The 26,917-nt window shown below is 73.4% G+C and carries 23 protein-coding genes and 1 pseudogene; 18 read left to right on the top strand and 6 right to left on the bottom strand.

The window, feature by feature from the left end; all coding sequences use genetic code 11:
* Nucleotides 1–132: 132 nt before the first annotated feature.
* Both J7F03_RS04805 and J7F03_RS04800 read right to left on the bottom strand, forming a co-directional pair.
* Nucleotides 133–1,155: an AIR synthase related protein gene (locus tag J7F03_RS04805; protein ID WP_214947368.1), complete on the bottom strand. Its 1,023-nt coding sequence runs from the start codon at nucleotides 1,153–1,155 to the stop codon at nucleotides 133–135.
* Nucleotides 1,155–2,132: an AfsA-related hotdog domain-containing protein gene (locus J7F03_RS04800; protein WP_214947367.1), complete on the bottom strand. Its 978-nt coding sequence runs from the start codon at nucleotides 2,130–2,132 to the stop codon at nucleotides 1,155–1,157. Before J7F03_RS04800 ends, J7F03_RS04805 begins: the two co-directional genes overlap by 1 nt.
* 494 nt (nucleotides 2,133–2,626) lie before the next feature.
* Between J7F03_RS04800 and J7F03_RS40815 the strand changes: the two are divergent.
* The 11 genes and pseudogenes from J7F03_RS40815 to J7F03_RS04750 all read left to right on the top strand — a co-directional run.
* A pseudogene (locus J7F03_RS40815) lies at nucleotides 2,627–3,532 on the top strand (4-(cytidine 5'-diphospho)-2-C-methyl-D-erythritol kinase); the annotation flags it as partial.
* Between the two features lie 51 nt (nucleotides 3,533–3,583).
* A complete protein-coding gene (locus J7F03_RS40810; RefSeq protein ID WP_308379097.1) occupies nucleotides 3,584–4,795 on the top strand; it encodes a DegT/DnrJ/EryC1/StrS family aminotransferase in 1,212 nt (403 codons plus the stop codon).
* Entirely contained in the window at nucleotides 4,792–5,910 is a 1,119-nt protein-coding gene (locus J7F03_RS04790) for a DegT/DnrJ/EryC1/StrS aminotransferase family protein (protein ID WP_214947365.1), read from the top strand. Before J7F03_RS40810 ends, J7F03_RS04790 begins: the two co-directional genes overlap by 4 nt.
* A gap of 20 nt (nucleotides 5,911–5,930) precedes the next feature.
* Nucleotides 5,931–6,074, top strand: coding sequence for a hypothetical protein (locus J7F03_RS04785; RefSeq protein ID WP_214947364.1), 144 nt, complete (start codon nucleotides 5,931–5,933; stop codon nucleotides 6,072–6,074).
* Between the two features lie 19 nt (nucleotides 6,075–6,093).
* Nucleotides 6,094–6,345 carry a hypothetical protein gene (locus J7F03_RS04780; RefSeq protein ID WP_214947363.1) on the top strand — a complete coding sequence of 84 codons (252 nt, stop codon included), beginning with the start codon at nucleotides 6,094–6,096 and terminating at the stop codon, nucleotides 6,343–6,345.
* Nucleotides 6,346–6,403: 58 nt separating this feature from the next.
* Nucleotides 6,404–7,666 (top strand): nucleotide sugar dehydrogenase, encoded by a 1,263-nt coding sequence (locus J7F03_RS04775; protein ID WP_251071405.1) that lies wholly within the window; start codon nucleotides 6,404–6,406, stop codon nucleotides 7,664–7,666.
* The gene (locus J7F03_RS04770) at nucleotides 7,663–7,941 is read left to right on the top strand and encodes an NmrA family NAD(P)-binding protein (protein WP_214947362.1); all 279 of its coding nucleotides are present in this window, start codon (nucleotides 7,663–7,665) and stop codon (nucleotides 7,939–7,941) included. The genes J7F03_RS04775 and J7F03_RS04770 overlap by 4 nt, the downstream gene beginning before the upstream one ends.
* Nucleotides 7,854–8,054 (top strand): hypothetical protein, encoded by a 201-nt coding sequence (locus J7F03_RS04765; RefSeq protein ID WP_214947467.1) that lies wholly within the window; start codon nucleotides 7,854–7,856, stop codon nucleotides 8,052–8,054. The genes J7F03_RS04770 and J7F03_RS04765 overlap by 88 nt, the downstream gene beginning before the upstream one ends.
* Complete coding sequence (locus J7F03_RS04760; protein WP_214947361.1) at nucleotides 8,051–8,485, top strand: hypothetical protein; 435 nt, start codon at nucleotides 8,051–8,053, stop codon at nucleotides 8,483–8,485. Before J7F03_RS04765 ends, J7F03_RS04760 begins: the two co-directional genes overlap by 4 nt.
* Entirely contained in the window at nucleotides 8,482–9,483 is a 1,002-nt protein-coding gene (locus tag J7F03_RS04755; RefSeq protein WP_214947360.1) for an alpha/beta hydrolase, read from the top strand. The genes J7F03_RS04760 and J7F03_RS04755 overlap by 4 nt, the downstream gene beginning before the upstream one ends.
* A gap of 57 nt (nucleotides 9,484–9,540) precedes the next feature.
* Nucleotides 9,541–11,751 (top strand): MMPL family transporter, encoded by a 2,211-nt coding sequence (locus tag J7F03_RS04750; protein WP_214947359.1) that lies wholly within the window; start codon nucleotides 9,541–9,543, stop codon nucleotides 11,749–11,751.
* 214 nt (nucleotides 11,752–11,965) lie between these two features.
* Here the strand turns inward: J7F03_RS04750 and pcaB are convergent, their stop codons facing one another.
* Entirely contained in the window at nucleotides 11,966–13,381 is a 1,416-nt protein-coding gene (pcaB, locus tag J7F03_RS04745; RefSeq protein WP_214947358.1) for a 3-carboxy-cis,cis-muconate cycloisomerase, read from the bottom strand.
* The gene (locus tag J7F03_RS04740; protein ID WP_214947357.1) at nucleotides 13,378–15,336 is read right to left on the bottom strand and encodes an FAD/NAD(P)-binding domain-containing protein; all 1,959 of its coding nucleotides are present in this window, start codon (nucleotides 15,334–15,336) and stop codon (nucleotides 13,378–13,380) included. The genes pcaB and J7F03_RS04740 overlap by 4 nt, the downstream gene beginning before the upstream one ends.
* Before the next feature lie 389 nt (nucleotides 15,337–15,725).
* On the opposite strand from J7F03_RS04740, the gene J7F03_RS04735 reads away from it, so the two are divergent.
* Together J7F03_RS04735 and J7F03_RS04730 are read left to right on the top strand one after the other, a co-directional pair.
* Nucleotides 15,726–15,953 (top strand): DUF6059 family protein, encoded by a 228-nt coding sequence (locus J7F03_RS04735; protein WP_214947356.1) that lies wholly within the window; start codon nucleotides 15,726–15,728, stop codon nucleotides 15,951–15,953.
* A 235-nt stretch (nucleotides 15,954–16,188) separates the two neighbouring features.
* Nucleotides 16,189–16,461 (top strand): acyl carrier protein, encoded by a 273-nt coding sequence (locus J7F03_RS04730; protein ID WP_214947355.1) that lies wholly within the window; start codon nucleotides 16,189–16,191, stop codon nucleotides 16,459–16,461.
* A 210-nt stretch (nucleotides 16,462–16,671) separates the two neighbouring features.
* Here J7F03_RS04730 and J7F03_RS04725 read toward each other — a convergent pair whose 3' ends face one another.
* Both J7F03_RS04725 and J7F03_RS04720 read right to left on the bottom strand, forming a co-directional pair.
* A complete protein-coding gene (locus tag J7F03_RS04725; protein WP_308379079.1) occupies nucleotides 16,672–17,874 on the bottom strand; it encodes a DegT/DnrJ/EryC1/StrS family aminotransferase in 1,203 nt (400 codons plus the stop codon).
* Nucleotides 17,871–19,130, bottom strand: coding sequence for a DegT/DnrJ/EryC1/StrS aminotransferase family protein (locus J7F03_RS04720; RefSeq protein WP_214947354.1), 1,260 nt, complete (start codon nucleotides 19,128–19,130; stop codon nucleotides 17,871–17,873). The genes J7F03_RS04725 and J7F03_RS04720 overlap by 4 nt, the downstream gene beginning before the upstream one ends.
* 277 nt (nucleotides 19,131–19,407) lie before the next feature.
* Between J7F03_RS04720 and J7F03_RS04715 the strand changes: the two genes are divergently transcribed.
* The 5 genes from J7F03_RS04715 to J7F03_RS42270 form a co-directional block, all read left to right on the top strand.
* A complete protein-coding gene (locus tag J7F03_RS04715) occupies nucleotides 19,408–20,754 on the top strand; it encodes an FAD-dependent oxidoreductase (RefSeq protein WP_214947353.1) in 1,347 nt (448 codons plus the stop codon).
* Nucleotides 20,755–20,790: 36 nt separating this feature from the next.
* Nucleotides 20,791–21,795 carry a UbiA family prenyltransferase gene (locus J7F03_RS04710; protein ID WP_214947352.1) on the top strand — a complete coding sequence of 335 codons (1,005 nt, stop codon included), beginning with the start codon at nucleotides 20,791–20,793 and terminating at the stop codon, nucleotides 21,793–21,795.
* A gap of 69 nt (nucleotides 21,796–21,864) precedes the next feature.
* Nucleotides 21,865–23,472, top strand: coding sequence for a class I adenylate-forming enzyme family protein (locus J7F03_RS04705; RefSeq protein ID WP_214947351.1), 1,608 nt, complete (start codon nucleotides 21,865–21,867; stop codon nucleotides 23,470–23,472).
* Nucleotides 23,473–23,589: 117 nt separating this feature from the next.
* Nucleotides 23,590–24,966, top strand: coding sequence for an NAD(P)/FAD-dependent oxidoreductase (locus J7F03_RS04700; protein ID WP_214947350.1), 1,377 nt, complete (start codon nucleotides 23,590–23,592; stop codon nucleotides 24,964–24,966).
* A 229-nt stretch (nucleotides 24,967–25,195) separates the two neighbouring features.
* Nucleotides 25,196–26,917, top strand: a 1,722-nt coding sequence (locus J7F03_RS42270; protein ID WP_214947349.1) for a tetratricopeptide repeat protein, incomplete at its 3' end; no start/stop codon positions are given.

Below are 26,917 nucleotides of genomic sequence, written 5' to 3'. Positions count from 1 at the left end.
TCCCGCGAACCGGGCGGGACCTGGACACCGCTCCGCCCCGCCCCGGACATGGCTCCGCCCGCACCGGAGCGGTGCGGGCGGAGGTCCTGCCGGTCCTTCCGGCGGGGAGAGGCGTACGACGGGTCCGTGCGGCTACGACAGCCTCGCGGGCGGCGCCGGTTCGGGCGCGAGGGGCACACCGGAGCCATCGGCGCGCACCAGCTCCACGCCCGCCCCGCTGCCGGGCAGCACCACACCCACGTCGGCCGCCTCCATGCCCAGCGGATGCGCGCGCAGCGCCGCGAGCACGTCCTCGGCGTACTCCTCGGCGACCAGCAGGCACAGGCAGCTCGCGCCGGCGGCGTGCCAGGGGGCGACCCCCAGCGTGTCCAGGGCCATCCGCACCTCGTAGCGGACCGGCAGCGCGAGCTCCTCGACCCGAAGGTCCAAGGCCGCCTCGTGCGCCAGCGCGCGCAGCACCGGGGCCAGGCCCTCGCCCGCCACCGGGCGCACCGCCCGCACCGCGTCCCACGGCACGCGGCCGCGGACCAGCGCGAGCAGCGAGGCCAGCGGGGCGCAGGCGCCGCTGATGATGCTCTCGTAACCGAGCAGCTCGCGCACCGACAGCAGGTGTGCGCCGTAGCCGCCCAGCGGGGCGCTCAGCACGATCCGGTCGCCGGCCTTCGCCGCGCTCCGCCGCGGCGCACCGCGCGGGAAGACCCCGATGCCCGTGGTCTGGACGTACAGCTGGTCGGCCTCGCCCGCCCGCACCGCGCGGACGTCCACCGCGGACACCACCACGCCGGCCTCGCGCGCGCAGTCCCGTACGGAGGCGGCCATCCTGCTCAGCCGCGCCAGCGGCAGGCCGGCCTCGGCGATGACCGACAGGGTCAGCGCCACCGGCTCGGCGCCCGCCGCCGCGATCTCGTTGACGGTGCCGCAGACCGCGACCTGTCCGATGTCCCCGTCCCCGAAGAAGGGGGGGTCCACCACGAAGGCGCCGGTGTGCAGCATGGGGGAGCCCGCGCCGAGCGGCGGGCACGCGGCGAGTACGTCGCCCAGCGCCCGCTCGACCACCGACCGCAGGCTCTCCCCGCCAGGGGCGGCGGCGCGGTCGTCACCTAGGCCGACGTGTCCGGCCGGGGCGGGCAGCGCGCCCGGCATCACGGCGGTCATCAGGCGGCCCGGGCCGCGGTGATCTCGGCCTCCGCGGTGACCTTGCCGAGCTGGGAGACCGTCAGCCGGATCGGCGCGGACGGGCGCCCGGCCGCGTCGCGGCGCACGGGACCGGCCACCGCGGTGCAGCTCAGCGGCAGGTCCAGCTCCGCGAACCCCCGGAAGCGCACGGCCATCGCGGTCAGCGCGGTCTCGGCCGGGTGGAAACCGTGGCTGCGGCCGGCGGCCAGCACCGCGGACTGCCGCAGCGCCTCCACCAGCAGCAGGCCCGGCACCGAGTCGGCGCCGTCCATGAAGAACACCGGGTGCCCCGGATCCACCACGATCGCGGTGGTGGACGCCTCCCCGCGGGTCACGGGCGCGGAGACCACCACGTCACCCGGATCCGTACGGCCCACCGCACCGGGGTCGGCGAGCGGCCGGGCCGGAGAGGACGGACGCGGCGCGTCCCCGGAGACGGCGGCCAGCCGGCTGGTCGCGCGGTGGCCGCGGGCCACCGTCGGCGGCAGGAAGAGGACTTCGGCCGAGCCCGCACAGCCCGGCGCCCCGTCGATGCTCAGCGTGCCGGCCAGCCGCAGCCCGCGCGGCACCCCGGTAACGGACTTGGTGGTGGGCGTGGCGCGGACGTCCATCGCGAGGCACGCGCCCGCGCCCCGGCCGCGCCACCCGGCCGGATCGGCCACCGCCCAGTCGAGTCCGACGAACAGGCAGGCGCGCTCGGCGGGCACCCGGAAGTAGCGGTAGCCCAGGGACAGGCCCAGCTGCCGGAAGATCTCCACGAACAGCTGGGTGTCGTGGCCGCCGGCGCCGTCGCCGAACAGGGAGGGCCCGTGCGGCAGCTCACCGGCCAGCGCGAAACGTTCCTCGTCCGGCTCCGGGACGCCGGGGCCGGACGGCGGCGGGTCCTTCGGCAGGTGGACGAGCCGGCGGGTGACCGCCGTCAGATCGAGCCGTTCGGGTGTCGCGGTTCGAGACATCCTCACTCCTTGCGGGTGCGTCGCCGCTCCGTGCGGAGAGCTTGGGTCCGGCCCCGGCCGCGGGGTGTCCGGGCGTGCCCGTCCAGCTTCTCCGGGCCGTGGGCGCCGGGCCAGCACCAGGCGGTGGCACCAAGTTGCACGGCAGGTACTGCTGCCTTGCCGCGTGCCGTCCCGGGTGCCGTCCGCCTGCCTTGCCGCGTGCCGTCCCGGGTGCCGTCCGCCTGCCGTCCGCCTGCCGTCCGCTTGCCGTCCCGGCCGGGTCGCCGGGCACGTCGGGGCAGGTCGCGGGGTGGGTCGCGGTCGCTTTAGCCGGGCGCATGGACGCCGTCGCAGACTCACGGCACCAGGGCAGCGGCGGGACGGATTCCGCCCCGTGCCGCCCCTCGGACCGTCGTCCGGCCAGTCGGCGCGACGGTCCGCCGGGACACCTCCGCCGGGACACCCTCGAAACAGGAAGCAGCCACGTTGATGATCGAGATCTGGGACGCCGCACGGTGAGCGTCACTGTCCAGGTACCGGCCAAGGTCAACCTCCATCTCGCCGTGGGGGCCACCCGGCCGGACGGCTACCACGAACTCGTCAGCGTCTTCCAGGCGGTATCGCTCCACGACACCGTCACGGCCACCCCCGCCCCCGAGCTCTCCGTCACGCTCTCCGGCGAGGACATCGAGGCGGTCCCCGCCGACCGGCGCAACCTCGCCGCCGCGGCGGCCGCCCTCCTCGCCGAGCGGATCGGTGTCGACGCGGGCGTCCACCTGCACATCGACAAGCGGATCCCGGTGGCCGGCGGCATGGCCGGCGGCAGCGCCGACGCGGCCGCCGCCATCGTCGGCTGCGCCGCCCTGTGGGGCCTGGACCCGGACGACCCGGTACTGGCCGAGGTCGCCGCGCAGGTCGGCAGCGACGTCGCCTTCGCGCTCATGGGCGGCACCGCCCTGGGCACCGGGCGCGGCGAACAGCTCACCGCGCTGCCCGTCTCCGGCCGCTTCCACTGGGTGTTCGCCGAGGCCCACGACGGGCTGAGCACCCCGCGCGTGTTCCGCGAGTACGACCGGCTGCTCGCCGAGTCGGACACGGCGGCCCCCGGGCAGCAGGAGCTGGCCCCGGCGGCGGACTTCGCGGCGGCCCTCGCCTCCGGGGACCCCGACCGGCTCGCCGCCCTGCTGCGCAACGACCTGGAGGGCGCCGCGCTGCGGCTGCGCCCGGAGCTGGCCGACACCCTGGCCGCCGGACGGGGCGCCGGGGCGCTCGGCGCGCTGGTCAGCGGCTCCGGCCCGACCTGCGCCTTCCTGGTCCGCGACGAAGCCGCGGCCGAGGCGGTGGCAGCCGCCCTGGACGCCTCCGGGCACTGCCGGTCCGTACGCACCGCGCACGGTCCCGTCGACGGCCCGGCCGCGCGGGCGACCACCGGGACCAACCCGGGCTCCCCCAACGTCTCCCAAGGAGCAGCCGTGAACAGTGTGGAAGCTTCCGCCGAGGCCGAGGCCGAGGCCGGCGGCCGCGAGCGCGAGGGGGTGCCGTTCTTCACGCAGGCGGCCACCTTCGACGCGCTGTGGCCGTCGATCAGCGCCCACGTGCAGGACGTGTTCGACCGCAACACGTGGTCGCACGGCCGCAAGTGCCTGGAGCTGGAGCGGGCGGTGGCCGCCTACACCGGCGCCAAGCACGCCATCGCGGTCAACAACGGCACCGACGCCCTGGTCATCCTGCTGCGCGCGGCCGGAGTCCGGCGCGGCGACGAGGTCGTCGTACCCGCTTTCACCTTCGCGGCGACCGCCACCACGGTCGCGGCCATCGGGGCCGTGCCCGTCTTCGCGGACATCGACCCCGTCACGTACGCCATGGACCCGGTCTCCTTCGAGAAGGCGATCACCGAGCGCACCCGGGCCGTGATGCCCGCCCACCTGTTCACGCAGCTCGCCGACATGGACGCGATCTCCGAGGTCGCGGAGCGGCACGGCATCACCGTCCTGGAGGACAGCGCCGAGGGCATCGGCATGCGCTGGAACGGCAAGCACGCGGGTCTGCTCGGCCGGGGCGGGGTGCTGTCCTTCTTCCCCACCAAGACGCTGGGCGCGATCGGCGACGCCGGGATGATCCTCACCGACGACGACGAGATCGCCGAGACGGCGCGGATCCTGCGCCACCACGGCCGCATGGGCAAGACCATCGACCACATCGCGGGCATCTCCAACCTGTCGGGCGCCTCGGGCACCAACAGCAAGATGGACGACATCCAGGCCGCCGTGCTGATGGCGAAGCTGCCCCGCCTCGACCAGGACATCGCCACCCGCGCGCGCCTCGCGCAGGCCTACCACGAGCGCCTGTCGGCCCTGCCCGGCATCCTGCGCCTGCCCACCGTCGTGGAGCGCCCGGTCCCCACCGACCCGGTCTTCTACGTGTACGAGATCGAGGTCGAGCGGCGCGACGAGCTGGTCGCCCACCTGACCTCGCGGGGCATCGGCACCGAGACGTACTACCCGATCCCGCTGCACGTGCAGCCGTGCTTCGCGCACTTGGGCTACAAGCCGGGTGACTTCCCCGTGGCCGAGGCCGCCTGCGAGCGGGCCGTGGCCCTGCCCTTCTACCCCGACCTGACCGAGGAGCAGCTCGACACCGTCGTCGCCGCGATCCGGGACTTCTTCACCGGGAGCCAGTCGTGACCACCGTGCCCTTCTTCCCGCCGGACCTGTTCGAGGCCGACAAGGACGCCCTGCTCAAGGTGCTGTTCGACGTCGGCACCGATCCGGAGCAGCGCTTCATCCTCGGCCGCCGGACGGCCGAGTTCGAAGAGGAGATCAAGAAGGCGACCGGGGCCGGCGCCGTACTCGCCTGCGGCAGCGGCACGGGCGCGCTGGAACTGGCCGTCGGCGCCCTGGACATCGGTCCGGGCGACGAGGTCGTCGTCCCCGCCTTCGGCTGCCGGCCCGTGGCCTCGGCCGTGGTCAACGCCGGCGCCACCCCGGTCTTCGCGGACGTGGACCCGTGGACGATGGTCATGGACCCCGACCACACCGAGAGCCTGATCACCGAGCGCACCAAGGCGCTGCTGCCCGCGCACCTGTTCTCGGTCATGGCCGACATGCCGCGGTTCATGGACATCTCCCGGCGCCACGGCATCCCGGTGATCGAGGACGCGGCGGCCGCCCAGGGCGCGGTCCTGGACGGCGTGCCCGCGGGCCGCTGGGGCACCCTCGGCACCTTCTCCTTCTTCCAGGTCAGGGCGATGGGCACGGCCGGCGAGGGCGGGGTCGTCCTGACGGACGACCCGGAACTGGCCACCGCCGTCAAGATGCTGCGCAACCACGGCCAGGACGGCGTCAACCGCTTCCTGCACCACCGCATCGGCCGCAACAGCCGCTTCGACGAGGTGCTCGCGGGCTTCCAGTTGCACCGGCTGGCCGGCTTCGCCGACCGTCTGGAGCGCCGGGCGCAGATCGCGGACTACTACACCGATCGCTTCGCCGCGCTCGCCGACGAGGACGTCAAGGCCCCGCCGGCTGGCCGCGACGGCCGCTGCTACGACGTGTACTCGCTCCAGGTCTCCCGGCGCGAGGACCTGCGCGCCTACCTGAGCGAGCACGGCATCGGCTCGCACGTCCACTACCCGACCCCGCTCCCGCTGCAGCCGGCCTTCGCCGCGTTCGCGCCGGAGGGCGCGGACTGGCCGAACGCGCGCCGGGCCGGCCGGTCCAACCTCGCGATCCCGCTCCGGCCGCACCTGACCGACGCCGAGGTCGAGCACGTAGCCGACACGCTCTGCGATTTCTTCGCCTAGGCCCAGGAGGACGAGGACCCATGACCGTCACCACGGACGCGGACCAGCAGCAGGAGTACGTCTTCGACTCCGCCTGGGACAAGGAGACCGAGCGGCTGATCACGCACAACTGGCTCAGCCAGGTCCAGATCTCCGCCACCGGCCGCAATCCGCTCGGCTCCTGAACCGGCGGAGGAATCGGGCATGACCGACACCCTGGCACCCCCGGCACCGCCGCGGATGACCCGTCCGCGTGCCTACGCGCAGCCGGCCAAGCTGAGGTTCTTCGACTACTACCCGGCCGCCGCCACCCGCGACCTGCCCGAGCTCGCCGAGCCGCGCGTCATCGCCCGGGAGGACTTCCCGCGCACCGGCACCTGGCAGGTGCGCCGCTTCGACCTGCGCCGGAGGGTCCTGGAGTCCCAGGAAACCTTCGGCACCGGTCTCCGGACCTGATCCGCCGGTCAACCCACCCTCAACGACACCCAACGGCCACCAAAGGAACGGACAGACGATGGCAAAGATCGTCATCATGGGACAGGGCTACGTCGGCCTGCCCCTCGCGATGCTCGCCGCCGAGGCGGGCCACACGGTCATCGGATTCGACGTCAGCGAGGAGCGCGTCAAGCGCATCGCGGCCGGCGAGTCCTTCGTCGAGGACGTCGCCCCCGAGCGGCTCCTGGCGGTCCTCGACTCCGGGGCCTACCGCCCCACCACCGAAGAGCGCGAACTCGGCGGCTTCGACGTCGCCGTGATCAGCGTCCCCACCCCGCTGCGCGAGGGCGTGCCCGACCTCAGCCACATCGAGTCGGCCGCACGCAGCCTCGGCCGCTTCCTGCGCCAGGGCGCCACCATCGTCCTGGAGTCGACGACCTACCCCGGTACGACCGAGGAGCTCGTGGCGCCGATCCTGGAGGAGTTCTCGGGCCTGACCGCGGGCACCGACTTCCACCTCGGCTACAGCCCCGAGCGCATCGACCCGGGCAACCGCACCTGGACCCTGGAGCGCACCCCCAAGGTGGTCTCCGGCATCGACGAGGCCTCCCTCGCCGCGATCGACGCCTTCTACGCCGGGCTGATCGACACCACCGTCCCGGTCGGCTCCCCGAAGGTCGCCGAGCTCACCAAGCTCGTCGAGAACACCTTCCGGCACGTCAACATCGCACTCGTCAACGAGCTCGCGATGTACGCCCACACCCTCGGCATCGACGTGTGGGAGGCCATCGACGCCGCCGCCACCAAGCCGTTCGGCTTCATGAAGTTCACCCCCGGCCCCGGCGTCGGCGGCCACTGCCTGCCCGTGGACCCGGTCTACCTGTCCTGGCAGGTGGAGCGGAAGGTCGGCCGGCTCTTCCGCTTCGTGGAGCTCGCCAACCACATCAACGACCACATGCCCGGATACGTCGTCCAGCGGCTCATCTACGGCTTCAACGAGCGCGGCCGGGCCCTGAAGGGCGCCCGCGTCCTGCTGCTCGGCCTCGCCTACAAGCCCGACACCGGCGACGCCCGCGAATCGCCCGCCACCCGCGTCGTCGAGGGCCTGCTGCGCCTGGGCGCCGAGGTCCGCGCGGTCGACCCGCACGTCGTCGAGGGCCACGGGGTCGACCCCCGCCTGGCGCGCGTCGAGCTCACCGAGGAGGAAGTGGCCTCCGCCGACGCCGTCGTCCTGCTCACCGACCACTCGGCGTTCGACCTCGAACTGGTCGCGCAGCACGCCGCGTACGTCCTCGACTGCCGCCGGAAGATCCCCGCCGGCCCGACGGTCGAGTACCTGTGAGCACCCCCCGGCAGCGGGTCCTGGTCACCGGCGCCACCGGCTTCGTCGGCGGCGCGGTCACCCGCGCCCTGCTCGCGGCCGGCCGCGAGGTGACCGCCCTGGTCCGCGACCCGGCCTCGGCCGCCGCCGCGGACCTGGCCGCCGCCGGGGCAAGGCCGCCGCCGGGGCAAGGCCGCACAGCGGCGACATGCTGCGACCCGGCTCGTACACCGGGCTGGTCGAGCACCACGACGCCGTGGTGCACGCGGCCCAGCAGCGCGTCACCGGGCGGCTGACCGCCACCCGGCTGGCGGGCCTGGCGGAGGGCCTGCCCACGGTCCTCGGGGACCTCGCGGCGCGCCCGACCGCCGGAGCCGTCACCGCGCACGCGGGAGGGAGCCGACGATGAGCCCGACCACAGGGGCCCGGGGCAGCGGCACCGGTGCGGGCCACGCCGTCGTCATCGGGTCGAGCCTCGCAGGGCTCACCGCCGCCACCGCGCCGGCCCGCACCATGGACCGGGTCACGGTCGTCGACCGGAGCGCCGCCACCGTCATCCTCGAACTCGGCCGGCTGCTGGTCACCCCGAGGGCGGCCTTCCGCCGCAGGGTGCCGGCCGCGGCTCTGCGCGGGCCGCGCGGACCCCTTCCGTCGGCCCCGCCGAGCACAACGCACGGCGCTGCGGGGACCATTGTCCAGATCGGTGTGCTCACCGGATCCTCGAGACCGCGAGGTGCGAGCGCCTCGACGCGGTGGTCCCGGGGCGGGTCGGCCGCGCAGGACGACACGCTCCTCGCCGAGGTCCTTTCGATCCGCAGCATTCCAAGGAGAAAGCGATGACCACGACCGCCGTCCATCCCGTCGGCCCGGATCTGGCGGAGCCCGCGGCCGACGGCCGCGTCCGCGAGGACCTGACCTTCCGCGTGCGCCCCGCCGCCGCCCCGGAGACCGAGTGGCAGCTCCGAGGCGAGCTGCTGATCCCCGAACAGGGCGCCGACACCGTCCAGGTGCTCCTGCCGGGCCTCACCTACGACCGTCGCTACTGGACCGTGCCCGGCGCGTACGACTACGCCGCCCACATGCTGGCCGCCGGCTACGCCGTGCTGCTCCTCGACCGCCTCGGCACCGGCGCCAGCAGCCGCCCGGCGGCCGTCGACGTCACCGTCGACAGCAACGTGGAGACCATCCACCACGTCGTCCAGGAGCTCCGCGCCGGCACCCCCGCCGGGCACTCCTTCGCCAAGGTCGTCACCGTCGGCCATTCCTTCGGCTCGGGCCTGGCCATCGTCGAGGCCGCCCGCCACGCGGACGTGGACGCCCTGGTCGTCACCGGCATGCTCCACACCACCGCGCCGCTGTACGACGAGGTCATCGACTTCTTCCACCCGGGCGCCGAGGACCCGGTCATCGCCGACCCGGACCTGCCGCAGTGGTACCTGACCCAGCGCCCGGGCCTGCGCGCCCGGATGCTCGAGCACGCGGAGGGCATCGACCCGGAGCTGTCGGACCACGACGAGCTCATCAAGTCCACCGCCACCCTCGGCGAGGGCGAGAGCCTGCCCCAGACCTACCTGCCCGAGTACTCGCTCGCGGTCAAGGTTCCCGTGCTCCTCGTGGTCGGTGAGCACGACGCGCTGTTCAGTAGCGCGGACATCGGCTTCGCCGCCGACAGCGAGGCCGTGCACGCCTTCGAAGAGGGCTTCTACTGCCCCGAGGCCGAGCTGGAGACCCACGTCATCCCGGCGACCGGCCACTCCCTGAACGTGCACCGCACCGCGCCCGAGGCCTACGCGCTCACCGCGCGCTGGCTGCACCGAAAACTCTCCGCGTCCGCATGACGCCGGAGTTACGTACCGAAAAAGGGGAATCCCGTGTTTGAAAGTTTGTCCCGGCACTTGCTCAATTCACCAAAGAAGGTATTGCTCTGGACCTTGCTCGTCGTCCTGCTCGCCGGAGGTGCGGCAGGCGGTCTGCAGTCGCGCCTCACGACGGGTGGCTACGAGTCCACCAGTACCGAGTCGTTCAAGGCCGCCGCCGAGCTGGACGAGACCTTCAAGCAGGGTGAGCCGAACCTGCTCCTCCTGGTGAAGGACGAGCGCGGGGTCGACGACCCGGCGGTCGAGGCTGCGGGCGCCGCCCTCACCTCGAAGGTCGCCGGCGAGGCCGGGATCAGCAACGTCGTCTCCTACTGGACTTCGGGCAAGGCCCCGGCCCTGCGCGCCAAGTCGGGCAACCAGGCGATCGTCCTGGGCCGGGTCAACGGTGACTTCGACGAGGTCATGGCCCGGATCAAGGAGATCGACAAGGATTACACGGGCAAGATCGACGGGCTGGAGGTGAAGACCGGCGGCTCCGCGATGATGTGGCTGGAGAACACCACCCAGTCCACCGAGGACAGCGCCAAGGCCGACGGAATGGTCTTCCCGCTGGTGTTCCTCGTCCTGGTGATCATTTTCGGCAGCGTGATGGCGGCCCTGCTCCCGCTGGCCGTCGCGTTCAGCGCGATGCTGCTGTCGATGGGCGTCCTGTTCGGCGTCACGATGTTCAGCGAGACCTCCAGCATGGTCATGAGCACCACGACCTTCCTGGGTCTGGGTCTGGGCATCGACTACAGCTTGCTCTTCGTCACCCGCTACCGCGAGGAGCTGCGGCGGGGCAAGGAGATCAACGAGGCCATCACCATCACGATGCACACCGCCGGCCGCACGGTGATGTTCTCCGCGCTGACGGTCGCGGTCGCCTTCCTCGGCCTGTTCGCGCTGCCGTTCACGATGCTGCGCTCCCTGGCGATCGGCTGCATCGCCACCGCGGTGCTGGCAGCCCTGTCGACGATCGTGCTCGTGCCGGCGCTGCTCAAGGTGCTCGGCCCCCGCATCGACAAGTGGCAGATCATCAAGCGCAAGGAGAACCGCGCCAAGGACGGCGGCGGCTTCTGGCACAACACCTCGACCGCGGTCATGAAGCGCCCGGTGCTGGTCTCCGCGCTCGTCCTCGGCCTCGTCGTCATGCTCGCCCTGCCGGCCGCGAACATGAACGTGCGACTGCCCGACGAGAGCGTGCTGCCCACCGACGCCAAGTCGGCGCGGGTCGCCGCACAGCTCAAGGTGGACTTCGACTCCCGTGAGCAGCAGCCCCTGCAGATCGTGGCGGTGGGCAGCGGTGACCCGAAGAGCAAGACGGCCGAGATCGCGAGCTACGCCGAGCAGCTGTCCGCGCTTCCCGGCGTGACCCGCGTCGACGCCCTCACCGGCAGCTACGCGGGCGGCAAGCAGGTCACCGAGCCCACCGAGGCCAGCAGCCGCTTCGCGGCCGCCGACTCCACCTTCCTGAACCTGATCCCCGCCGTGGACCCGCTCGGGGACCAGGGCGCCGAGCTCGTCCATGACGTCCGCGATGCCAAGGCCCCCTTCGACATCAAGGTCGGCGGCCCCGCGGCAGTGAGCGTGGACACCTTCGACGCGCTCGCGGACACCATCCCGGTGGCCGCCCTCGTCCTGTTCATCGGCATGTACATCCTGCTCTTCCTGCTCACCGGCAGCGTGCTGCTGCCGATCAAGGCGATGCTCCTCACCGGGCTCAGCCTGACCGCCACCTTCGGCGCGCTCGTCTTCATCTTCCAGGACGGCCACTTCAAGTTCCTGGTCGGCGACTTCATCAACACCGGTGCCATCACCTGGACCGTGCCGGTGATGCTCTTCGTCGTCGGCTTCGCCCTGTCCATGGACTACGAGGTGTTCATGCTGTCCCGGATCAAGGAGGAGTACGACCGCACCGGCGACAACGAGCTGGCGGTCGCCTCCGGTCTGGAGCGCGTCGGCAAGGTCGTCACCTACGCGGCCCTGCTGCTCTCGCTGGTCTTCATCGTCCTGGTCACTTCGGGCATCAGCTTCATGAAGGCGATCGGCCTCGGCCTGGCCCTCGCCATCATCATGGACGCCACCATCATCCGCGGTGCGCTGCTGCCCGCCACGATGAAGCTCATGGGCCGTGCCAACTGGTGGGCCCCCGGACCGCTCCGCAAGCTGCACGAGCGTTTCGGCATTCACGAGGGTGACGAGCCGCCCGCGTCCGGTGCCGGAAAGACGCTGGCCTCCAACACCCGCTGACGACCCAGTTCGTCCTCCGTGCTGCTGGGCACCGGCCCGCTGGACAAGGCGCTGGCCGGCCACATCGCCGAGCACGCGCCGGCCGGGCTCGCGGCGCGTCCGTAACTCCCGCCGCGCCGGACCACTGTGCGAGGTGGTCCGGCGCGGGGGCACGGACCGTACGACGAAGGGGGCTGCCCGTCCGGGCAGCCCCCTTCGCGTCGGCCGGGGTCGGTCACCGGGCGGGTACGAGCTCCCGGTGGCGGGCGAGGACGCGGTCCACCAGGGCTCCGGCGGCGCCGGTGTACCGGGCCGGGTCGGCGAAGGAGTCCAGCTCGGCCCGGGTGAAGCGGGCAGCGATCTCCGGCTCCCGGGAGAGGAGTTCGCCCAGCGGGCGGCCGCTCGCGGCGGACTCCAGGCAGGCCCGGGTGACGACGGCCTTCGCCGCCGCCTTGCCCAGGACCGGGGCCAGTACCGCCGCCAGCCGCTCGGCCACGATCAGCGCGCCCGTCAGCCGAAGGTTGTGCGCCATCCGGTCGGCGTCCACCCGCAGCCCCGCGGTCAGTTCGGCCGCCGTGTGCGCGGCCCCGCCCACCAGCCGCAGGCACTCCCGCAGCGGCTGCCACTCCGCGTGCCAGGCGCCGGCCGGGCGCTCGTCCTCCGCGAGCAGGGCCTGGGCCACGCCCACGGCCAGCAGCGGGACCTGCGCCGCGGCCGACCGGATCAGGGTGGCCAGGACCGGATTGACCTTCTGCGGCATCGCGGAGGAGACCCCGCGGCCCGGCGCGGAGGGCTCGCTGACCTCCGCCACCTCGGTGCGCGACAGCGACTGCACGTCCACCGCGATCTTGCCGAGGACCCCGGACGTCAGGGTCAGGGCGGCGGCCAGATCGGCCAGCGGCGTACGGGCTGTGTGCCACGGCGCGACCGGCACCGCCAGGCCCAGCTCGTCCGCGTACGCGCCGAACAGCTCGGCCACGTAGCGGGCCGGGTCGCCCGCGGCGCCGTCCGGGGCGTCGATCCGCGCGTACTCCAGATAGCCCGCCAACGTGCCCGCCGCGCCGCCGAGTTCCACCGGGAGCCCGCCGCGTTGAAGGGCCCGCAGCCGCTCCAGCGCGTCCAGCACCCCCTGCAGCCAGCCGGCCGCCTTCAGCCCGAAGGTGGTCGGCACGGCGTGCTGGGTCAGGGTCCGGCCGGCGGCCGGGGTGTCCCGGTGCTCGGCGGCGAGCACGGCCAGGGCGTCGGCGGTGCGTTCCAGATCGGCGGTGATCACCTGGAGCGCGCGGGCCGCCACCAGCATCGTGGCCGTGTCCAGGACGTCCTGGCTGGTGGAGCCGCGGTGCACGTAGTCGGCGGCGGCCGGGTCGGCGTCGGCCACCGCCGCGGTCAGTGCCTGGACGACGCCCACCACCGGGTTGGCCGCGCCCCGGGCCGCCTCGGCCAGTGCCCGAAGGTCGAACTCCCCTGCCCGGCCGGTCTTGGTGATGGTCTCGGCGGCCGCCGGGGGGACCAGCCCCATCCGGGCCTGCGCCCGGGCCAGGGCGGTCTCCGCGTCGAGCATCGCCTGCAGCCAGGCGAGGTCGCCGGTGACCGGCTCGATCGGGGTGCCCGCCCGGACGGGGGAGAGCAGCCCGGAGTCGAGGTCGGTCATCCCGCCACCTCGCTGCGCGCCGCGGGCACCGTCGCGGCGGGCACGCCGGCCAGGGCGATCACGGCACGCGCGAGGGCGTCCGAGTCCCCGAGGGTCACGGAGTTGACGCCGGGCCGGATGCCGGCCGCCGTCACCCAGTGCACCGACTCGGTGGGCACGCCGAAGGCGAACCGGCGGGGGTGGGCCTCGCCCGCCGCGTCGATCAGGTGGTACGGGCGCTGCGTGACCGCGAGCCCGCCCGTCGGGTACGTCTCCCGGCCCGGGCCGTCGATCACGTACGCGGAGCACTGCCCGGTGGCCTTGAGGTGCAGGAGCAGCGGGTCGGCGGTGCGGCGCAGGTCGATGTCGGGCAGCCGGGCTTCGATCAGCACGGTCGCGTGGACCTCCGAGTCCGGGATCCGGCCCGAGGAGGCGGTGAAACGGCGTTGTTCGGCGTCGAGTTCGACGCGCATGTCGGGGCCGGTCACCTCGAGCACCCCGGCCTCGATCAGCGCGATCATCTCCTGGATGCGCCGGGTCGGCGGGCCGATGGAGAGGAAGGCGTTGAGCGGGGTGTACCAGCGGTCGAGGTCGTCGCGGTGCGAGGCGGCGGTCAGCCCGTTGTGGTCGACGAGCAGGCGTATCTCGTTGCGCAGGTCGCGCAGGGCGTCCAGCGCGGCCTTCAGCGGGCCCTCGACGTTGCCCTCCAGCGCGTCCGCGACGTCGCGCCGCAGCAGGCCGAGCAGCCAGGTCCGGTAGGCGTCCGGTCCCGTGAACTCCAGGCCGTGGTGCGGCTCCGCGAGCCGCTCCCAGTCCCAGTGGTCCTCGGCCGCGATGCCGAAATCCCCGAGCAGGCGCCGCTCGGCCGCGCTGCCGCGCTCGGTCGTCAGCAGCAGCTCCCGGAAGGCGTCGACGTACGACGCGGAGTGCTCCCGGGCCAGCAGCGCGGTGTAGTAGACCGCCTCGGCCTCGCGGGCGACCAGCGGCCAGATCTCCGTACGGAAGTCGAGGCCCGAGTTCAGCTCGGCGCGGCGGCGCAGCTCCCGTACCTTCTTCTCGGTGAGCAGCAGCGGGACGTGCCGCCCGAAGGCGCCCTTCTGGTTCTCGCCTCGCGCGTGGTACGGGATCCCGCGCCGCGAGCTCGCGAACAGCCGGGGCTCCAGCCCCGAGGGCCGGTAGACGAGGCGGTCGCCGTCCTCCTCGAAGACGCCGCCCCGGCCGTGCGTGAACAGGGCCATGTAGTCGAAGAAGTTGAGGCCGAGGCCGCGCAGCAGCACCGCCTCGCCCGCGCCGATGCCCGACAGGTCGGTGTCGGCGGGGTTCACCGGCAGGTGGTGGCGCAGGCCCAGCGCGGCCGCCTCCTCGTGCAGGCGCAGCAGCCACTCGGGCTCCTCGGCCGGGACGTGGCCGAGCGAGAGCACCACGGCGTCCAGGTGGTCGAGGACCGTGCCGTCCTCCAGCCGCAGGGTCTGCGGACCGTCCTTGTGGTCGCCGCCGTCGTCGAGGGCGACGGCGCGGCTGTGGTGCACGACGATCTCCACCTGCGCCGGGGCCAGCGCCACGACGTGCTGGAAGACCCACTCCAGGTATCGGCCGTAGAACCCGCGCGTCGGATAGGTGTCGGGGCCGAGCCGGCGGGCCTCGGTGAGGAACTCCTCGTCCAGGCCTTCACCGGGCTCCAGCGGGGTCATCAGCCGCGCCCACTCGTAGAGGCTCGGCCCGGAGGCCAGCGGCCCCGACATCTCCACCGTGTCGTCGGTGAAGAGCGTGACCTGGGAGGCGACGGTGTTCATCAGCAGATGACGGGACTGGTTCCCGCGCCAGACTCTGCCCGGACCTGGCTTCTCCGGGTCTACCACGTGCACGGTCACGTCGACGTCGGGGAACTGAGAGGCGTTCGCACAGACACGCTCCAGCGCGGACAGTCCGCGGGGCCCGATGCCGACGACGCACATGACGAGTTGCTGATTGCCCATCTGCTGCTCCTGATTGGCGTGAGATGAAAAGAAGGCGGGAATGCGCATCCCGTCGTGGAGCGCACGCATGACAGCGATCAGATCCGCCGGTGTGAAAGCTGGTCAACGAAAGGCCCGCCCTGGCTGGAAATTGCGGCCCGGAGCGGCGAAACAATGCCGAGATCCTGCCGGGTGAGGCGGGTGACCGGCCGGTTCTGCTCCGCCCTCGCCATGTCCGCGCGGTGCCGTTGCCATGGGCTTGCCATGCCGGTGCCCACGCTCGTGCCGGTTTCGTGCCGGTGGCCGGCCGGGCAGGGGGGCCGCCCCGACCGCTGCTTAAGCCGAAACCAAGCCGCGCTCGCCATGCTCCGGGCGGTGAATTGTCGTTTCCTCAGCCCAGGAGGGCAGCCGTGCGTAGCCGAAAGTGGTGGAGGTTCATCGCCGGACTGGGTGCCGTCGGTGGTGTGCGGGTCCCCCTGCCGCCGAAGGACCCGGAGGCGGTCCGGCCCCGGGAAGTCCCTCCCGGCCGGTTCCCGGACCGCCCCGGCGGCGGTCCACCGCCCGGCCATCCCGAGAAATGGGACAGCACCGTGGAATTGTCCGCGGAGGAAATCGAGATCTGGCGGCACCTGATCTGACCTTCACGCGGGCGTGCGAGCGGTGCTTAAGCGCTGTCTCGTAGGCGGATGTCCGCACCATCGCGGCCGGCCGGCCGCCGTCCTGACCGGCCGCGAGATCATCATCGACACGTACGGCGGCATGGCCCGCCGCGGCTTTGCTGGTTCCGTCCGCAAGTGCCCCTTTAGCCGGCGCCGTGACAATCCTGGGGCGGCGGTCTGCGGGCCGCCGACCATTACGGACAGGAGGACCTGCATGACCACGTCCGGAACCGGGGTGGCCGGAGAACTGCGCGGCTGGCTGACCGACCGCCTCGCGCTCTACCTCGACCGCCCGGCCGGGACCCTCGATCCCCGGACCCCCCTCGCCGCATACGGCATGGACTCGGTCTGCGCCCTGAGCCTGTGCGGCGATCTCGAGGACGAACAGGGCCTGATCGTCGCCTCGACCCTGGTCTTCGACCACCCCACCATTGACGAGCTGGTCGGGTACCTCTCCCCTCTCCTGGGCGCCTCCGCCCGCTCCTGAGCATTGCTCCCGGCCTCGTCCAGTGGCCCCGGACACCTCCGTCCGGGGCCAGTCGCCGTCCAGACCTGTGTGCTGACGGGCGCCCCGCGTGCGCGCGTCGCTGTTGCCTCCCGGCGGCTGGGCCCGGACACGACGAAACGCCCCGTCCGGCGGCCCGTAGGCCGGGGGAGAGGCGTTGCGCGCCGGGTTGCGGCCGTGGCGGGGGCGGGGTCAGGACCTGCCCGGGCCGGCGAAGAAGGACCGGATCGCGTCCGTGACCCGCCGGGCTTGCGCCAGGGTCATGTGCTGGTGGAGCGGGAGCGCCAGGTGGCGGGCGGAGGCCTGGTCGGCGCCCGGCCGGGCCGGGCCGTGCTCCGCGTACGGGGCGAACTGCGGGAGCCGGTTCAGCGGCAGCGGGTAGTACACGCGGGTGCCGACGCCGTGCGCCGCCAGGTGCGCGGCGAGCTCGTCGCGGTACTCGGTCTGGACGGCGTACACGTAGAGGCAGGGGCTGGTGTCCGGGCCCTGGTCCGGTACGACCAGACCGCCCGAACGCAGCGGCGCCAGGGCCTCGTCGTAGTGGTCGACGACGGCCCGCCGACGGGCCAGGCGGCCGTCGAGGGAGCCCAGCCGGGCCAGTTGGTACGCGGCCTGGACCTCGTCGAAGCGGCTGTCGATGCCCTGCTCGTGGTGGATGCCCCGCCGTACCCCGTCCTGGCCGTGGTCGCGCAGCAGCCGCACGGTCCGGCTCAGCTCGGGGTCGTCGCTCAGCAGCACCGCGCCCTCGCCGGCCATGCCGAACGGCTTGACCGGGAAGAACGAGTACAGGCCGAGGTCGGCCCAGGAGCCCGCCGGGCGGCCGTGCAGGCTCGCCCCCATGGCGATGGCCGCGTCCTCCACCAGCGCCAGCCGCCGCCGTGCCGCGAGCTCGACGAGCGCGGGCATGTCGGCCATGGACTGGAAGGTGTGCGCCGGGACGATCGCCCGGGTGCGCGGGGTGATCCGCCGCTCCGTGTCGGCCACGTCGAGGACCATCGTGTCCGGCTCGACGTCCGCGAACACGGGGATCGCGCCCACCGCGAGCACCGAGGAGCCGAGCGGTTCGGCACCGAAGGCGGGGACGATGACCTCGTCGCCCGGCCCCACGCCCAGGGCACGCAGCGCGAGGATGAGCCCGCCCGTTCCGCTGCCGCAGGCGATGACGTCGGCGACCTGGGCCCGGCCGCGCAGCCGCCGCTCCAGTTCCGCGGTCCGGCGGCCCAGTACGAAGGTCTGGTCGGGGTCGGTGGCCACCTCGTGGAAGGCGTCCAGCAGCAGTGCCCGCTCCTCGTCGGTGGGAACCGGCGGCGGATAGGGCAGGGCCGGCGGGGCGGGCAGCGGCAGGGCCGGGTGTGCGTCGGCCGGTGTTCCGTAGGACTGGTCGATGAGGGTCACGGGGTCTTGTCTCCGGCGTAGAAGGAGCGGACGGCGGCGCAGACCCGGCCGACTTCGTCCAGCGTCAGATCGGGATGCAGCGGCAGCGCAAGCAGGTGCCGGGCGGCCCGCTCGGCGGCGGGGAGATCGCCCGCCCGGCGGGCGGAGGGGGCGAAGGCGGGCTGCAGGTGCAGCGGGCGCCGGACCGGGGTCTCGGTGCCGATGCCGTGGGCGGCCAGGTGGGCGGCCAGGGCATCGCGGTCCTCGGCCTCGACGAGGTACCGGGAAGGGGCCGGGACACCGGGCGAGGCGTCGACGCGGGCGGCCGGCAGTCCGAGCAGGCCCGGCAGCCCGGCCAGGCGCTCGCCGTACGCCCGGGCCAGCTCGTCCCGGTGAGCCGCCGCAGGCCCCAGCGTGGTGAGCCGGGCCAGCACGACCGCGGCCTGCAGATCGTCCATCTTGGCGTTCGTGCCGAGCAGTTCGCCCTGCTCCGCGACCTCCGCGAGGCCGGTCGGGAGCGGCTTGGACCCGGGCCGGCGGCCGTGGTTGCGCAGCGCGGTGACGGTCCCGGCGAGCGCCGGGTCGTCGGTGACCACCATCGCCGCGTCGCCCAGGGCGCCCAGCACCCCGGCGGGGTCGAAGGAGAGCACCCCGCCCCATCCGGCGGGCACCGCCGCCGCGTCCTCGCCCGACGGCCCGGCGCCGCTTCCGGGGCGCGCGGCACCCCACGCGTCCCCGGCGTCCTCGAACACCCGCAGCCCGTAGGCCTCCGCGATGCCGAACACCTCCGCGTCGCCCGCCCCGCCCGGCAGCGGCCCGCTGAACTGCCGGGCCGGGACGATCGCCCGGGTGCGCGGGGTGATCGCGGCCCGCAGGGAGGCCGGGTCCAGCCCGTACGTGTCCGGGTCGATGTCCGCGAACACCACGCGCGCCCCGGTCTGGGCGACGGCGCTCGCCGCGTGGACGGGCGCGAGGGCGGGGACGACCACCTCGTGTCCGGGGCCGATGCCGGCCGCCTTGAGCAGCAGCACCAGCCCGTCGGTGGGGTTGCCGACCGCCAAGGCGTACCGCGCACCGGTCAGTTCGCGGATCCGGCCCTCCAGCTCTCGGCTCTTGGCGCTGTCGGAGTAGACACCGCGGTCGAGTACGTCCCGCATGTGCCGCTGCACCACCGGCCACATCCTGTCGAAGGACGCCGCCTGGGTGAAGTAGGCGACGGGCGGGTCCGAGGGGGGTGTGGGCCGGTCATGGCCGCGCACTGCCGTACCGCTGTCCATGTCTCTCCGTTCGCTGGCATCCGACGTCGTCGCAACTCGACGCTAGATCGACAACAAGGTGCGGCTGTAGGGCAATCAGGGTGCAAGGGCCTGCCACCGGGGAGGCAAGGGCGATGGCAAGAAGCCGTGGATAGCGGGTTCCTGCCATGCGTCTGCCATTCAAAAAAGGCCCTGCCGTGGCGGAACGTGTCTCCGTCGGCCGTTCGTGGAATCCGGTTCCGCGCCGAGCCGGTCTCCCGAATCACCAGTGAAGTACACGCACCGGAGGTGCCTTCTCATGTCCCGTGGACGCCGGACTGCTGTCGTGGGTGGCGGCATGGCGGGTTGTGCCGCCGCCAAAGAACTGATCAAGAACGGCCGGGAGGTCGTCATCTTCGAGGCGGGCGCCGGCCTCGGTGGCCGTGCGCGCTCCTGGCACCGCCCGGAGATCGAGCCCGACGTCGGCGTGAACCTCTGGTTCACCAGCTTCTACAAGATCATGTTCGAGCGCATCCGCGAGTACGGTCTCGAGGACCAGCTCGTCGAGATGTCGAACAACGTGATCGTCGTCGACAAGGGCCGCCCCGCGGAGCTGCTCTCCGACTCCTTCCGCTCTCTGCTCACCTTCGAGCACGTCTCGCTGCGCGACCGCCTGGGCTTCCTGTACTCCACCATCAAGGAGACGTTCAAGCGCAAGCAGCTGGACATCTTCGACCCGGTCAAGCTGGCCCCGTTCGACGACGGCACCACCGCCGCCGAGTACGCCCTCAAGACCATGAGCCAGCGTGGTTTCGACAACCTGCTGCGCCCCGAGATCGAGTCCTTCTGGCTGTGGCGCTGCGAGGACATCTCCGCCGCTCACGTCCGCGCCATGCAGGCCCAGGTCGCCGGCGCCAAGTTCTACGTCTTCCGCAACGGCATGGAGATCATCGCCGAGAACAACGCGAAGGGCGCGGACATCCGCCTGGAGACCGAGGTCACCGACCTCGAGATCGACGCGGCCGGCAAGGTCCGCATCACCTCGCGCGCCGCGGACGGCACCCTCTCCACCGAGATCTTCGACGACGTCGTCGTCGCCACCCAGGCCCCGACCGCCGCCAAGCTCGCCGCGTCCCTGCCGGGCAGCGTCGTCGGCCAGGACACCCGCGACTTCCTGGAGACCCAGGAGTACGAGCCCGCGCTCTCGGTCTCGTACCTCGTCGACGCCAGCAGCATGCCCTCCGAGGCGCACATCGTGGCGGCCGGCGCCGAGGACCCCGCGGTCAAGACGATCATCACCTTCCCGCGGACGGTGCGCGACGAGAACGGCCGCCCGGTCGACAAGCACCTCGCCTTCGTCTACCCCGGCCGCGCCGCCACCCGCCGCCTCCTGGAGGTTTCCACCGAGGAGCAGTTCGCCGAGACCAGCCGCCTGGTCACCCAGCTGTGGCCGGACTTCCCGGCCGACGCCGAGCCCTTCGAGATCGCGGTGCGCCCCTGGGCGATGCCCGTCCCCGCGCCGGGCCGCTACCGCAAGTCCGCCCGGGTCATCCGCCTGCAGCGCCCGCCGGTCGTCTTCGCGGGCGACTACTTCACCTCCCCGATCTCGGAGGCCGCGATGCTCTCCGGCATCCGGGCCGCGGGCGTGCTGACCGCTTCCGACTGAGACACCTCCACGACCTCGACGGGAGTCACGAGTCACATGCAAGGAACCCACGCCGCCACGACCGACCGCGGCGGCCCGCACGCCCCCCCGTCCCCGGCAGCACCGGGGACGGGGGGAGGGCGGCTGCGTGCCCTGGCCCGGCTGGCGAAGTTCGAGTTCGTCCTCGACTACTACCTGAGCGCACTGGTCGTGGTCAGCGCGCTCGCGCCGGAAGCCCGGCTGGCCGGGGACACCTGGCTGACGCTCGGCCTGTTCATCCTGGGCCAGGTCGGCGTGGTCTCCGCGGTGATGGTCTTCGACGACATCAACGGCTACCAGGACGGCAGTGACCGTGCCAACTACCTGGGCGGTGACGGGGCTCCACTGCGCCCGCTGGAGCGCAAGCCCCTGCTCACCGGGGCGCTGACGGTCCGGCAGGCGTACTGGTTCGGCTACCTCGCCCTCTTGTGGGGCGCGGCGTTCTGGGCGGCCGCCGCCGTGACGGCCGAGCACCGCCCGGCCTGGGCGCTGGCCGTCACCGCCGCGGTCCTGGTGACCAGCTGCCAGTACTCGTGGGGACTGAAGTTCAGCTACCGCGGACTGGGCGAGATCCTCATCGCCGGCTGCCCGATGGCCCTGGTCATCGCCCAGTACGGTTTCACCGCCGGCCACCTGCCCACCCTGGTCCTCGTCGAGGCCGGCCTCTTCGGGCTCTGGCAGATGCTCGTCTCCGCGTACTCCAACACCAAGGACATCGAAGGGGACAGGGCCGTCGGCCGCAGCACCGTCGCGGTCCGCACGTCCGAGCGCGGCAACCGGCGGTTCATCGGCGCCCTCAGTGGCGCCGACCTGCTGCTGGTCTGCGGCGGCGCGGCACTGCTCGGCTGGGCCCCCTGGTGGTCCGTGGCGGCCATGCTGCCGCTGGCCGTCCTGCGGGTGCGGCAGTACTCCGACTTCCTGCGCGGCAAGGACGCGCTACTGGCCCGGATGCGCGGCGTGATGGCGTTCCGCACCGGAGTCGCCGGCCTGGTGCTGGTCAACTTCATCCACTTCACGCTCTGACACACGGCTTCAGACGCCGTACACAGCCACGTACCGCGCACGAGCGGACGGACGACAGGGGAAAGAGACATGAGCGGCAAGGGCGGGCCGACCGGCCTGGGATCACTCTTCGCGCACTACGCGGCGCGGGGACACCGGACGAGGATCCACCTCAGCCGGCCGTTCGACTTCGCGCCGGGCCTGGGCACCGACCTCGGCGTCGGGGACCTCGCCGGACTCGTCGAAGAGGCGTCCGCGTGGATCCACGCGGCCGGTGCGCGGGCCGGTGACCGGGTCGCCATCGCCAAGTCGAGCCACTGGGACTACCTGGTCCTCGCCTGCGCGGCGGCCCGGATCGGCGCCCTGCCGGTGCTGGTGGCGGGCGGCCTGCCCGCCGACACCCTGCAGACCGTGCTCAAGCGCGCGGACGCCCGGGTGCTCGTCACCAGCGAGGAGATCCTGCGCACCGCCTCGGAGTCGGGCGCCGACCTGATCGCGCTGGCCGAAGCCGTCGTCTCCATCGACCGGCCCTTCCCCGGCGCGCTCACCATGGAGGACCTGCGCGGCGGCCGGATCCCGCCGGCCGTCCAGACCGCCCCGTACGAGCCGATGGTGGCCACCCACACCTCCGGCACCACGGGAGTGCCCAAGCTCGTCGTGCACACCGCCGACACGATCATGGGACACCTGGGCCGTACGGAATCCATCCCGTGGCCGATCGTCGGCATGAAGCGCCGCGACACGGTGGCCACCGCCGTCGCCTTCAACCACATGCGGATGATCACCTGGTCCACCGGCATGCTGCGCCTGGAGCCCAAGCGCGCACTGATCCTCGCCGACGCCGAACCGGCCACCGCCGAGCGGATGTTCCGCCGCCACCGCCCCACCTACCTGGAGGCGCTGCCGGCCACGTACATCGGCTGGGAGGAACTCCTGGAGCGTCCGGACAACGTCTTCTCCGACGTCCGCTTGTTCGTGAGCACCTTCGACGCGATGCACCCGCCGACGGTGCGCCGGTTCCTGCACGCCAGCAAGCGGCCGTTCCCCTCCTGGCTGCAGGGCTGGGGCCAGTCCGAGACCGGGCCCATGACCTTCCGCCTGCTGACCCGCCGCGCCCTCAACGAGCAGGGCACCCGGCACCCCACCACCCGGGTGGTCGGCCGCCCGATCCCCGGCTTCACCGACATGAAGGTGGTCGACCCGGTCACCATGGAGGAGGTCCCGGCCGGCACCCCCGGCGTGGTCCTCGCCCGTACCAACGGCCGCTGCATCAGCTACCTGGGCGAGGCCGACCGCTGGACCTCCAAGACCCAGGGCACCTGGTGGAACACCGGCGACTGGGCCGTCAGCTCCCGCACCGGCGCGTTCAGCCTGCTGGACCGCGAGGTCGACGTGATCCCCGGCATGAGCTGCATCGAGCTGGAGGACGTCCTCGCCGACCGGCTGCCCCAGCTGCTTGAAGCCGTGATCATCGGTGTCCCCGGCCAGCTCCCGCTGCCCGTGGTGTGCACCCGTGACGGCGCCTGGGACGACATCGCCTGGAAGCAGGCGACGTCCGACCTCCCGGCACTGGCCGAGCCGCTCCAGCTGGACTGGAACGACATCCCGCGCACCAGCACCGGCAAGGTGCGTCGCCTCGAACTGCGCGAACGGCTCCTCGGCGAGGACGCCACGTTCGGCACCGGCCGCTGGACCTGAGCCCCGGGGGTGTCCCGCCGTCATCCGTGATGACGGCGGGACACCCCTGACCGCGTACGACTCCCGACGGCAGACCCGCGGACCCGTTCCTTCCCAACTCCCGAGGAGTGAGCACACATGGCGCGACAACACCCGACCGCGGCCGCCGGCGGCAGCACCCGCGGCAGCACGGACATCGACGTCGCCGTCGTCGGAGGGGGCATCGCGGGACTGACCGCCGCCCACCGGCTGCGAGCGGCCGGCCGCAATCCCGTCGTCCTGGAGGCCGCCGACGCGGTCGGCGGCCGGATGAAGGCCCGCCGGGTGGAGGACTGGATCGTGGAGGAGGGCACCGAGACCCTCGCCGTCCACGGCTACGACGCGACCTGGCGGCTGATCAAGGAGACCGGCCTGGACCGCGACGGCGGCGTACTGAAGGTGCGCAGCCTCGCCGGGGTGTGGCGGGGCGGCCGCGCCCACGCCGGCACCGGCCACTGGGTGGGCGCGCTCACCGGCGGCGGCCTCTCCCTCGGGGGGCGCTCCGGCCTGGCCGGACTCGCCGGCTCCCTGGTCCGCCAGGCCAAGGAGTTCGACACCCGCGACCCCGGCGGCAGCCCGCTGGGTACCAAGACCGTCCAGCAGCTCGCCGAGGGCCGTCACCGCGAGGTCTACGACTACGTCCTGCAGCCCGCGGTCGCCACCGGCTGGGGCTGGGACGCGACCCGCTCCACGGCCGCTCCGCTCGTCTCGACCATGGTCTCCACCTGGGGCCTGCTCGGCTGGCGCACCTACCGGGGCGGCATGGACGCCCTGGCCCGGAGGGTCGCCGAGAAGCTGGACGTCCGTACCGGGCACCCGGTCGAGGAGGTCAAGGAGACCGTCGCCGGGGTCCGCCTGGTGTGCGCCGACGGCTCCGTCCTGAACGCCCGCGAGGCCGTGCTCGCCGTACCGGCCCCGCTCGCCCGCCGGATCCACCCGGGCGCGCCCGCCGCGGAACTGCCCTACCTGGAGGCGTCCACGTACACCCCGATGATCCGCGTCACCTGCCTGGTCGACCGCCCGCTCACCCCGCCCCAGCGCCGCGGCTCCCCGTCCGTGTACGCCCTGCTGGTCCCCGAGGTCGAGGACGGCCGCATCAGCGGGCTCACCTTCGAGCACGCCAAGGCCGCCAACCGGGCCCCGTCGGGCGCCGGACTGGTCTCCATCCTGACCAGCCCCGCCGCCACCCGCGAGCTGATCGGCCTGCCGGACGAGGAGGTACTGGCCTCCCTGCTCGGTCGCGCCGAGAAGTACGCGCCGGGGCTGAACGCGCACCTGCGCCAAGCCTTCGTGCACCGTTTCCCGTACGCGGCCCCCGAGGCCACCGCCCAAGCGGTGCGGCTGCAGCGCGAGTTCCTCGCCCGCCCGGTCCGCGCCGTCGAATACGCCGGGGACTGGCTGTACCAGCGCCCCTCCAGCGAGGCGGCCGTACAGGCGGGCGAACTCGCCGCCGAACGGCTCCTGTCGCGCTCCTGACCGGGACCGGGCCGGCCGCGTACGGAACCTGACCGTCCCGTCCGGCCCGGTCCTGCCTGCCGGTCCTGCCTGCCGGTCCTGCCTGCCGGTCCTGCCCGCCGGTCCTGTCCGTCGGTCCTTCCACCGGCCCCTCACCCGGGCCGGCGACGCTTTAGGCGTCCTTAGTGGGCCTGTTGAGATGCTCGCCGTCCGGACATGTCATCGGCATGCGGACGGAGGGGGACCGAAGGTGCTCACGCAGGAAGGCACGACGTACGGCAGTCATGGCCACCGCGAGGGAAGCGGCGGCGGCAACGGCAACGGCAACAACGGCGGTGGCGTCGGCGGGCGCGAGGACGCGGCCTGGGACGGCCCGGCCGCGCCCCGCGGGCTGCGCAGCCTCGCCCCCCTGGTCGGCCGGGACACCGCACTCGCCGAACTGACCGCCGCGGTCCTCGCCGGGCACACCCGGATGCTCAGCCTCACCGGGTCCGTCGGCGTCGGCAAGAGCCGCCTGGCCGCCGCCGTCTTCGACGCCGTCACCCAGGCCGGCATCCCCGGCCACTACCTCGACCTCGACACCCTCACCCCCGCCGAGGCCACCGCCGCCTTGCGCCGCCTGCGCGACACCATGAGCGGCGCCGCCGACGAGACGGACCGGGCCCTGGTCGTCCTGGACTTCGGCCCGCGCCCGCCGCACGACCTGGCAGGCCAGGTCGCCGCACTCGCCGAGGCCTGCGCCCGGCTGAGCATCCTCTCGGCCGCCCCCCGGCCGCTCGGCGTCTACGGGGAACGCCCCGTCCCCCTCGCCCCGCTGCGCCTGCCCGAGCCCGCCGACACCGCCAACCCCGACCGGCTCGCCCGGGTCCCCGCCGTCCGGCTGCTGCTGTCCTGCCTGCGCGCCAGCCGCCCCGGCTTCCGGCTGACCGCCGAGAACAGCGCCGTCGTCGCCGAACTGTGCGTACGCCTGGACGGGCTGCCGCTCGCCGTCGAACTGGCCGCCTCCCGGCTCAAGGTGATCTCGCCGGCCGCCCTCCTGGAGGAACTCGGCCGCTCCTCGGAGGCCCTGTACGGCACCGGTGCCGACACCACCTCCCGCCACCTGTCCATGACGGACGCCCTCGCGCACAGCTGGTCGGCCCTGCCCCCGCACCGCCGCGACCTGCTGGCCGGGCTCGCCGTGTTCACCGACACCTTCGACGCCGCGGGCGTCCGCGGAGTCCTCGCCCTCCCGCTGCCCGACGTCCACACGGCGCTCGCCGAGCTCGTCGACCACAGCCTGCTGCTGTGCGAGGAGCAGCCCGACGGGGAGATGCGCTTCCGGATGCCGTCCCTGCACCGGCAGTTCGCGCGGACCCTGCTGGAGCGCCGGCGGTCCTGGACGGACGTGGAGGCCGCGCACACCGCGTACTTCACCGAGCAGGCCCACGAGCTGCTCGGAGAACTCGAGGGACCCGGGCAGCGCACCGCGCTGGACCGCCTGGGCCACGGGCACGAGGACGTCCTCACCGCCCTGGACACCCTCGTACGGACCGGGGACGGTCGCAGCGCCGCCCGCCTGGCCACGGCCGCCGTGCCCTACTGGGTGCACCGGGGCGAGGGACGGGCCGCCGTGGCCCGCCTGACCGCCGCCCGGTCCCACGGCGGGGGCGTCGCGGAGCCGGCTGCCCTCGCCGCCCTCGGCGCCGCCCACCTGGCCTGCGGATCCCTGGAGGCCGCCCGCGACTGCGCCGAGAAGGCCCTGACCGCGTACACCGCGGGCGAGGACCGCCGCGGCGTGGCCGACACCCGCCTCACGCTCGCCCGCGTCCTCCACGAGCAGGGCGACCCGCAGGCCGCGCGCGCCCTCCTGGACACCGCCCGCGCCGGGTACGAGAGTCTCGGCGACGGACCCGGCCGGGCCCGCGCGGCCGTGTTCCTCGCCGACGTGCTCGGTGCCCTGGGCCAGCGGGCCCAGGGGCTGCTCCTCGCC

This window comes from Streptomyces sp. ISL-43 (genome assembly GCF_018614195.1).
Taxonomy (GTDB): domain Bacteria; phylum Actinomycetota; class Actinomycetes; order Streptomycetales; family Streptomycetaceae; genus Streptomyces.
This window is presented reverse-complemented; position numbering and strand designations above follow the sequence as displayed.

Excerpts from the sequence above, each read along its gene's own strand:
- J7F03_RS04805 (WP_214947368.1), bottom strand. The coding sequence starts at position 1,155 with ATGACCGCCGTGATGCCGGGCGCGCTGCCCGCCCCGGCCGGACACGTC.
- J7F03_RS04800 (WP_214947367.1), bottom strand. The coding sequence starts at position 2,132 with ATGTCTCGAACCGCGACACCCGAACGGCTCGATCTGACGGCGGTCACC.
- J7F03_RS04785 (WP_214947364.1), top strand. The coding sequence starts at position 5,931 with ATGACCGTCACCACGGACGCGGACCAGCAGCAGGAGTACGTCTTCGAC.
- J7F03_RS04780 (WP_214947363.1), top strand. The coding sequence starts at position 6,094 with ATGACCGACACCCTGGCACCCCCGGCACCGCCGCGGATGACCCGTCCG.
- J7F03_RS04775 (WP_251071405.1), top strand. The coding sequence starts at position 6,404 with ATGGCAAAGATCGTCATCATGGGACAGGGCTACGTCGGCCTGCCCCTC.
- J7F03_RS04765 (WP_214947467.1), top strand. The coding sequence starts at position 7,854 with ATGCTGCGACCCGGCTCGTACACCGGGCTGGTCGAGCACCACGACGCC.
- J7F03_RS04760 (WP_214947361.1), top strand. The coding sequence starts at position 8,051 with ATGAGCCCGACCACAGGGGCCCGGGGCAGCGGCACCGGTGCGGGCCAC.
- J7F03_RS04755 (WP_214947360.1), top strand. The coding sequence starts at position 8,482 with ATGACCACGACCGCCGTCCATCCCGTCGGCCCGGATCTGGCGGAGCCC.
- pcaB (WP_214947358.1), bottom strand. The coding sequence starts at position 13,381 with ATGACCGACCTCGACTCCGGGCTGCTCTCCCCCGTCCGGGCGGGCACC.
- J7F03_RS04740 (WP_214947357.1), bottom strand. The coding sequence starts at position 15,336 with ATGGGCAATCAGCAACTCGTCATGTGCGTCGTCGGCATCGGGCCCCGC.
- J7F03_RS04730 (WP_214947355.1), top strand. The coding sequence starts at position 16,189 with ATGACCACGTCCGGAACCGGGGTGGCCGGAGAACTGCGCGGCTGGCTG.
- J7F03_RS04720 (WP_214947354.1), bottom strand. The coding sequence starts at position 19,130 with ATGGACAGCGGTACGGCAGTGCGCGGCCATGACCGGCCCACACCCCCC.
- J7F03_RS04715 (WP_214947353.1), top strand. The coding sequence starts at position 19,408 with ATGTCCCGTGGACGCCGGACTGCTGTCGTGGGTGGCGGCATGGCGGGT.
- J7F03_RS04710 (WP_214947352.1), top strand. The coding sequence starts at position 20,791 with ATGCAAGGAACCCACGCCGCCACGACCGACCGCGGCGGCCCGCACGCC.
- J7F03_RS04705 (WP_214947351.1), top strand. The coding sequence starts at position 21,865 with ATGAGCGGCAAGGGCGGGCCGACCGGCCTGGGATCACTCTTCGCGCAC.
- J7F03_RS04700 (WP_214947350.1), top strand. The coding sequence starts at position 23,590 with ATGGCGCGACAACACCCGACCGCGGCCGCCGGCGGCAGCACCCGCGGC.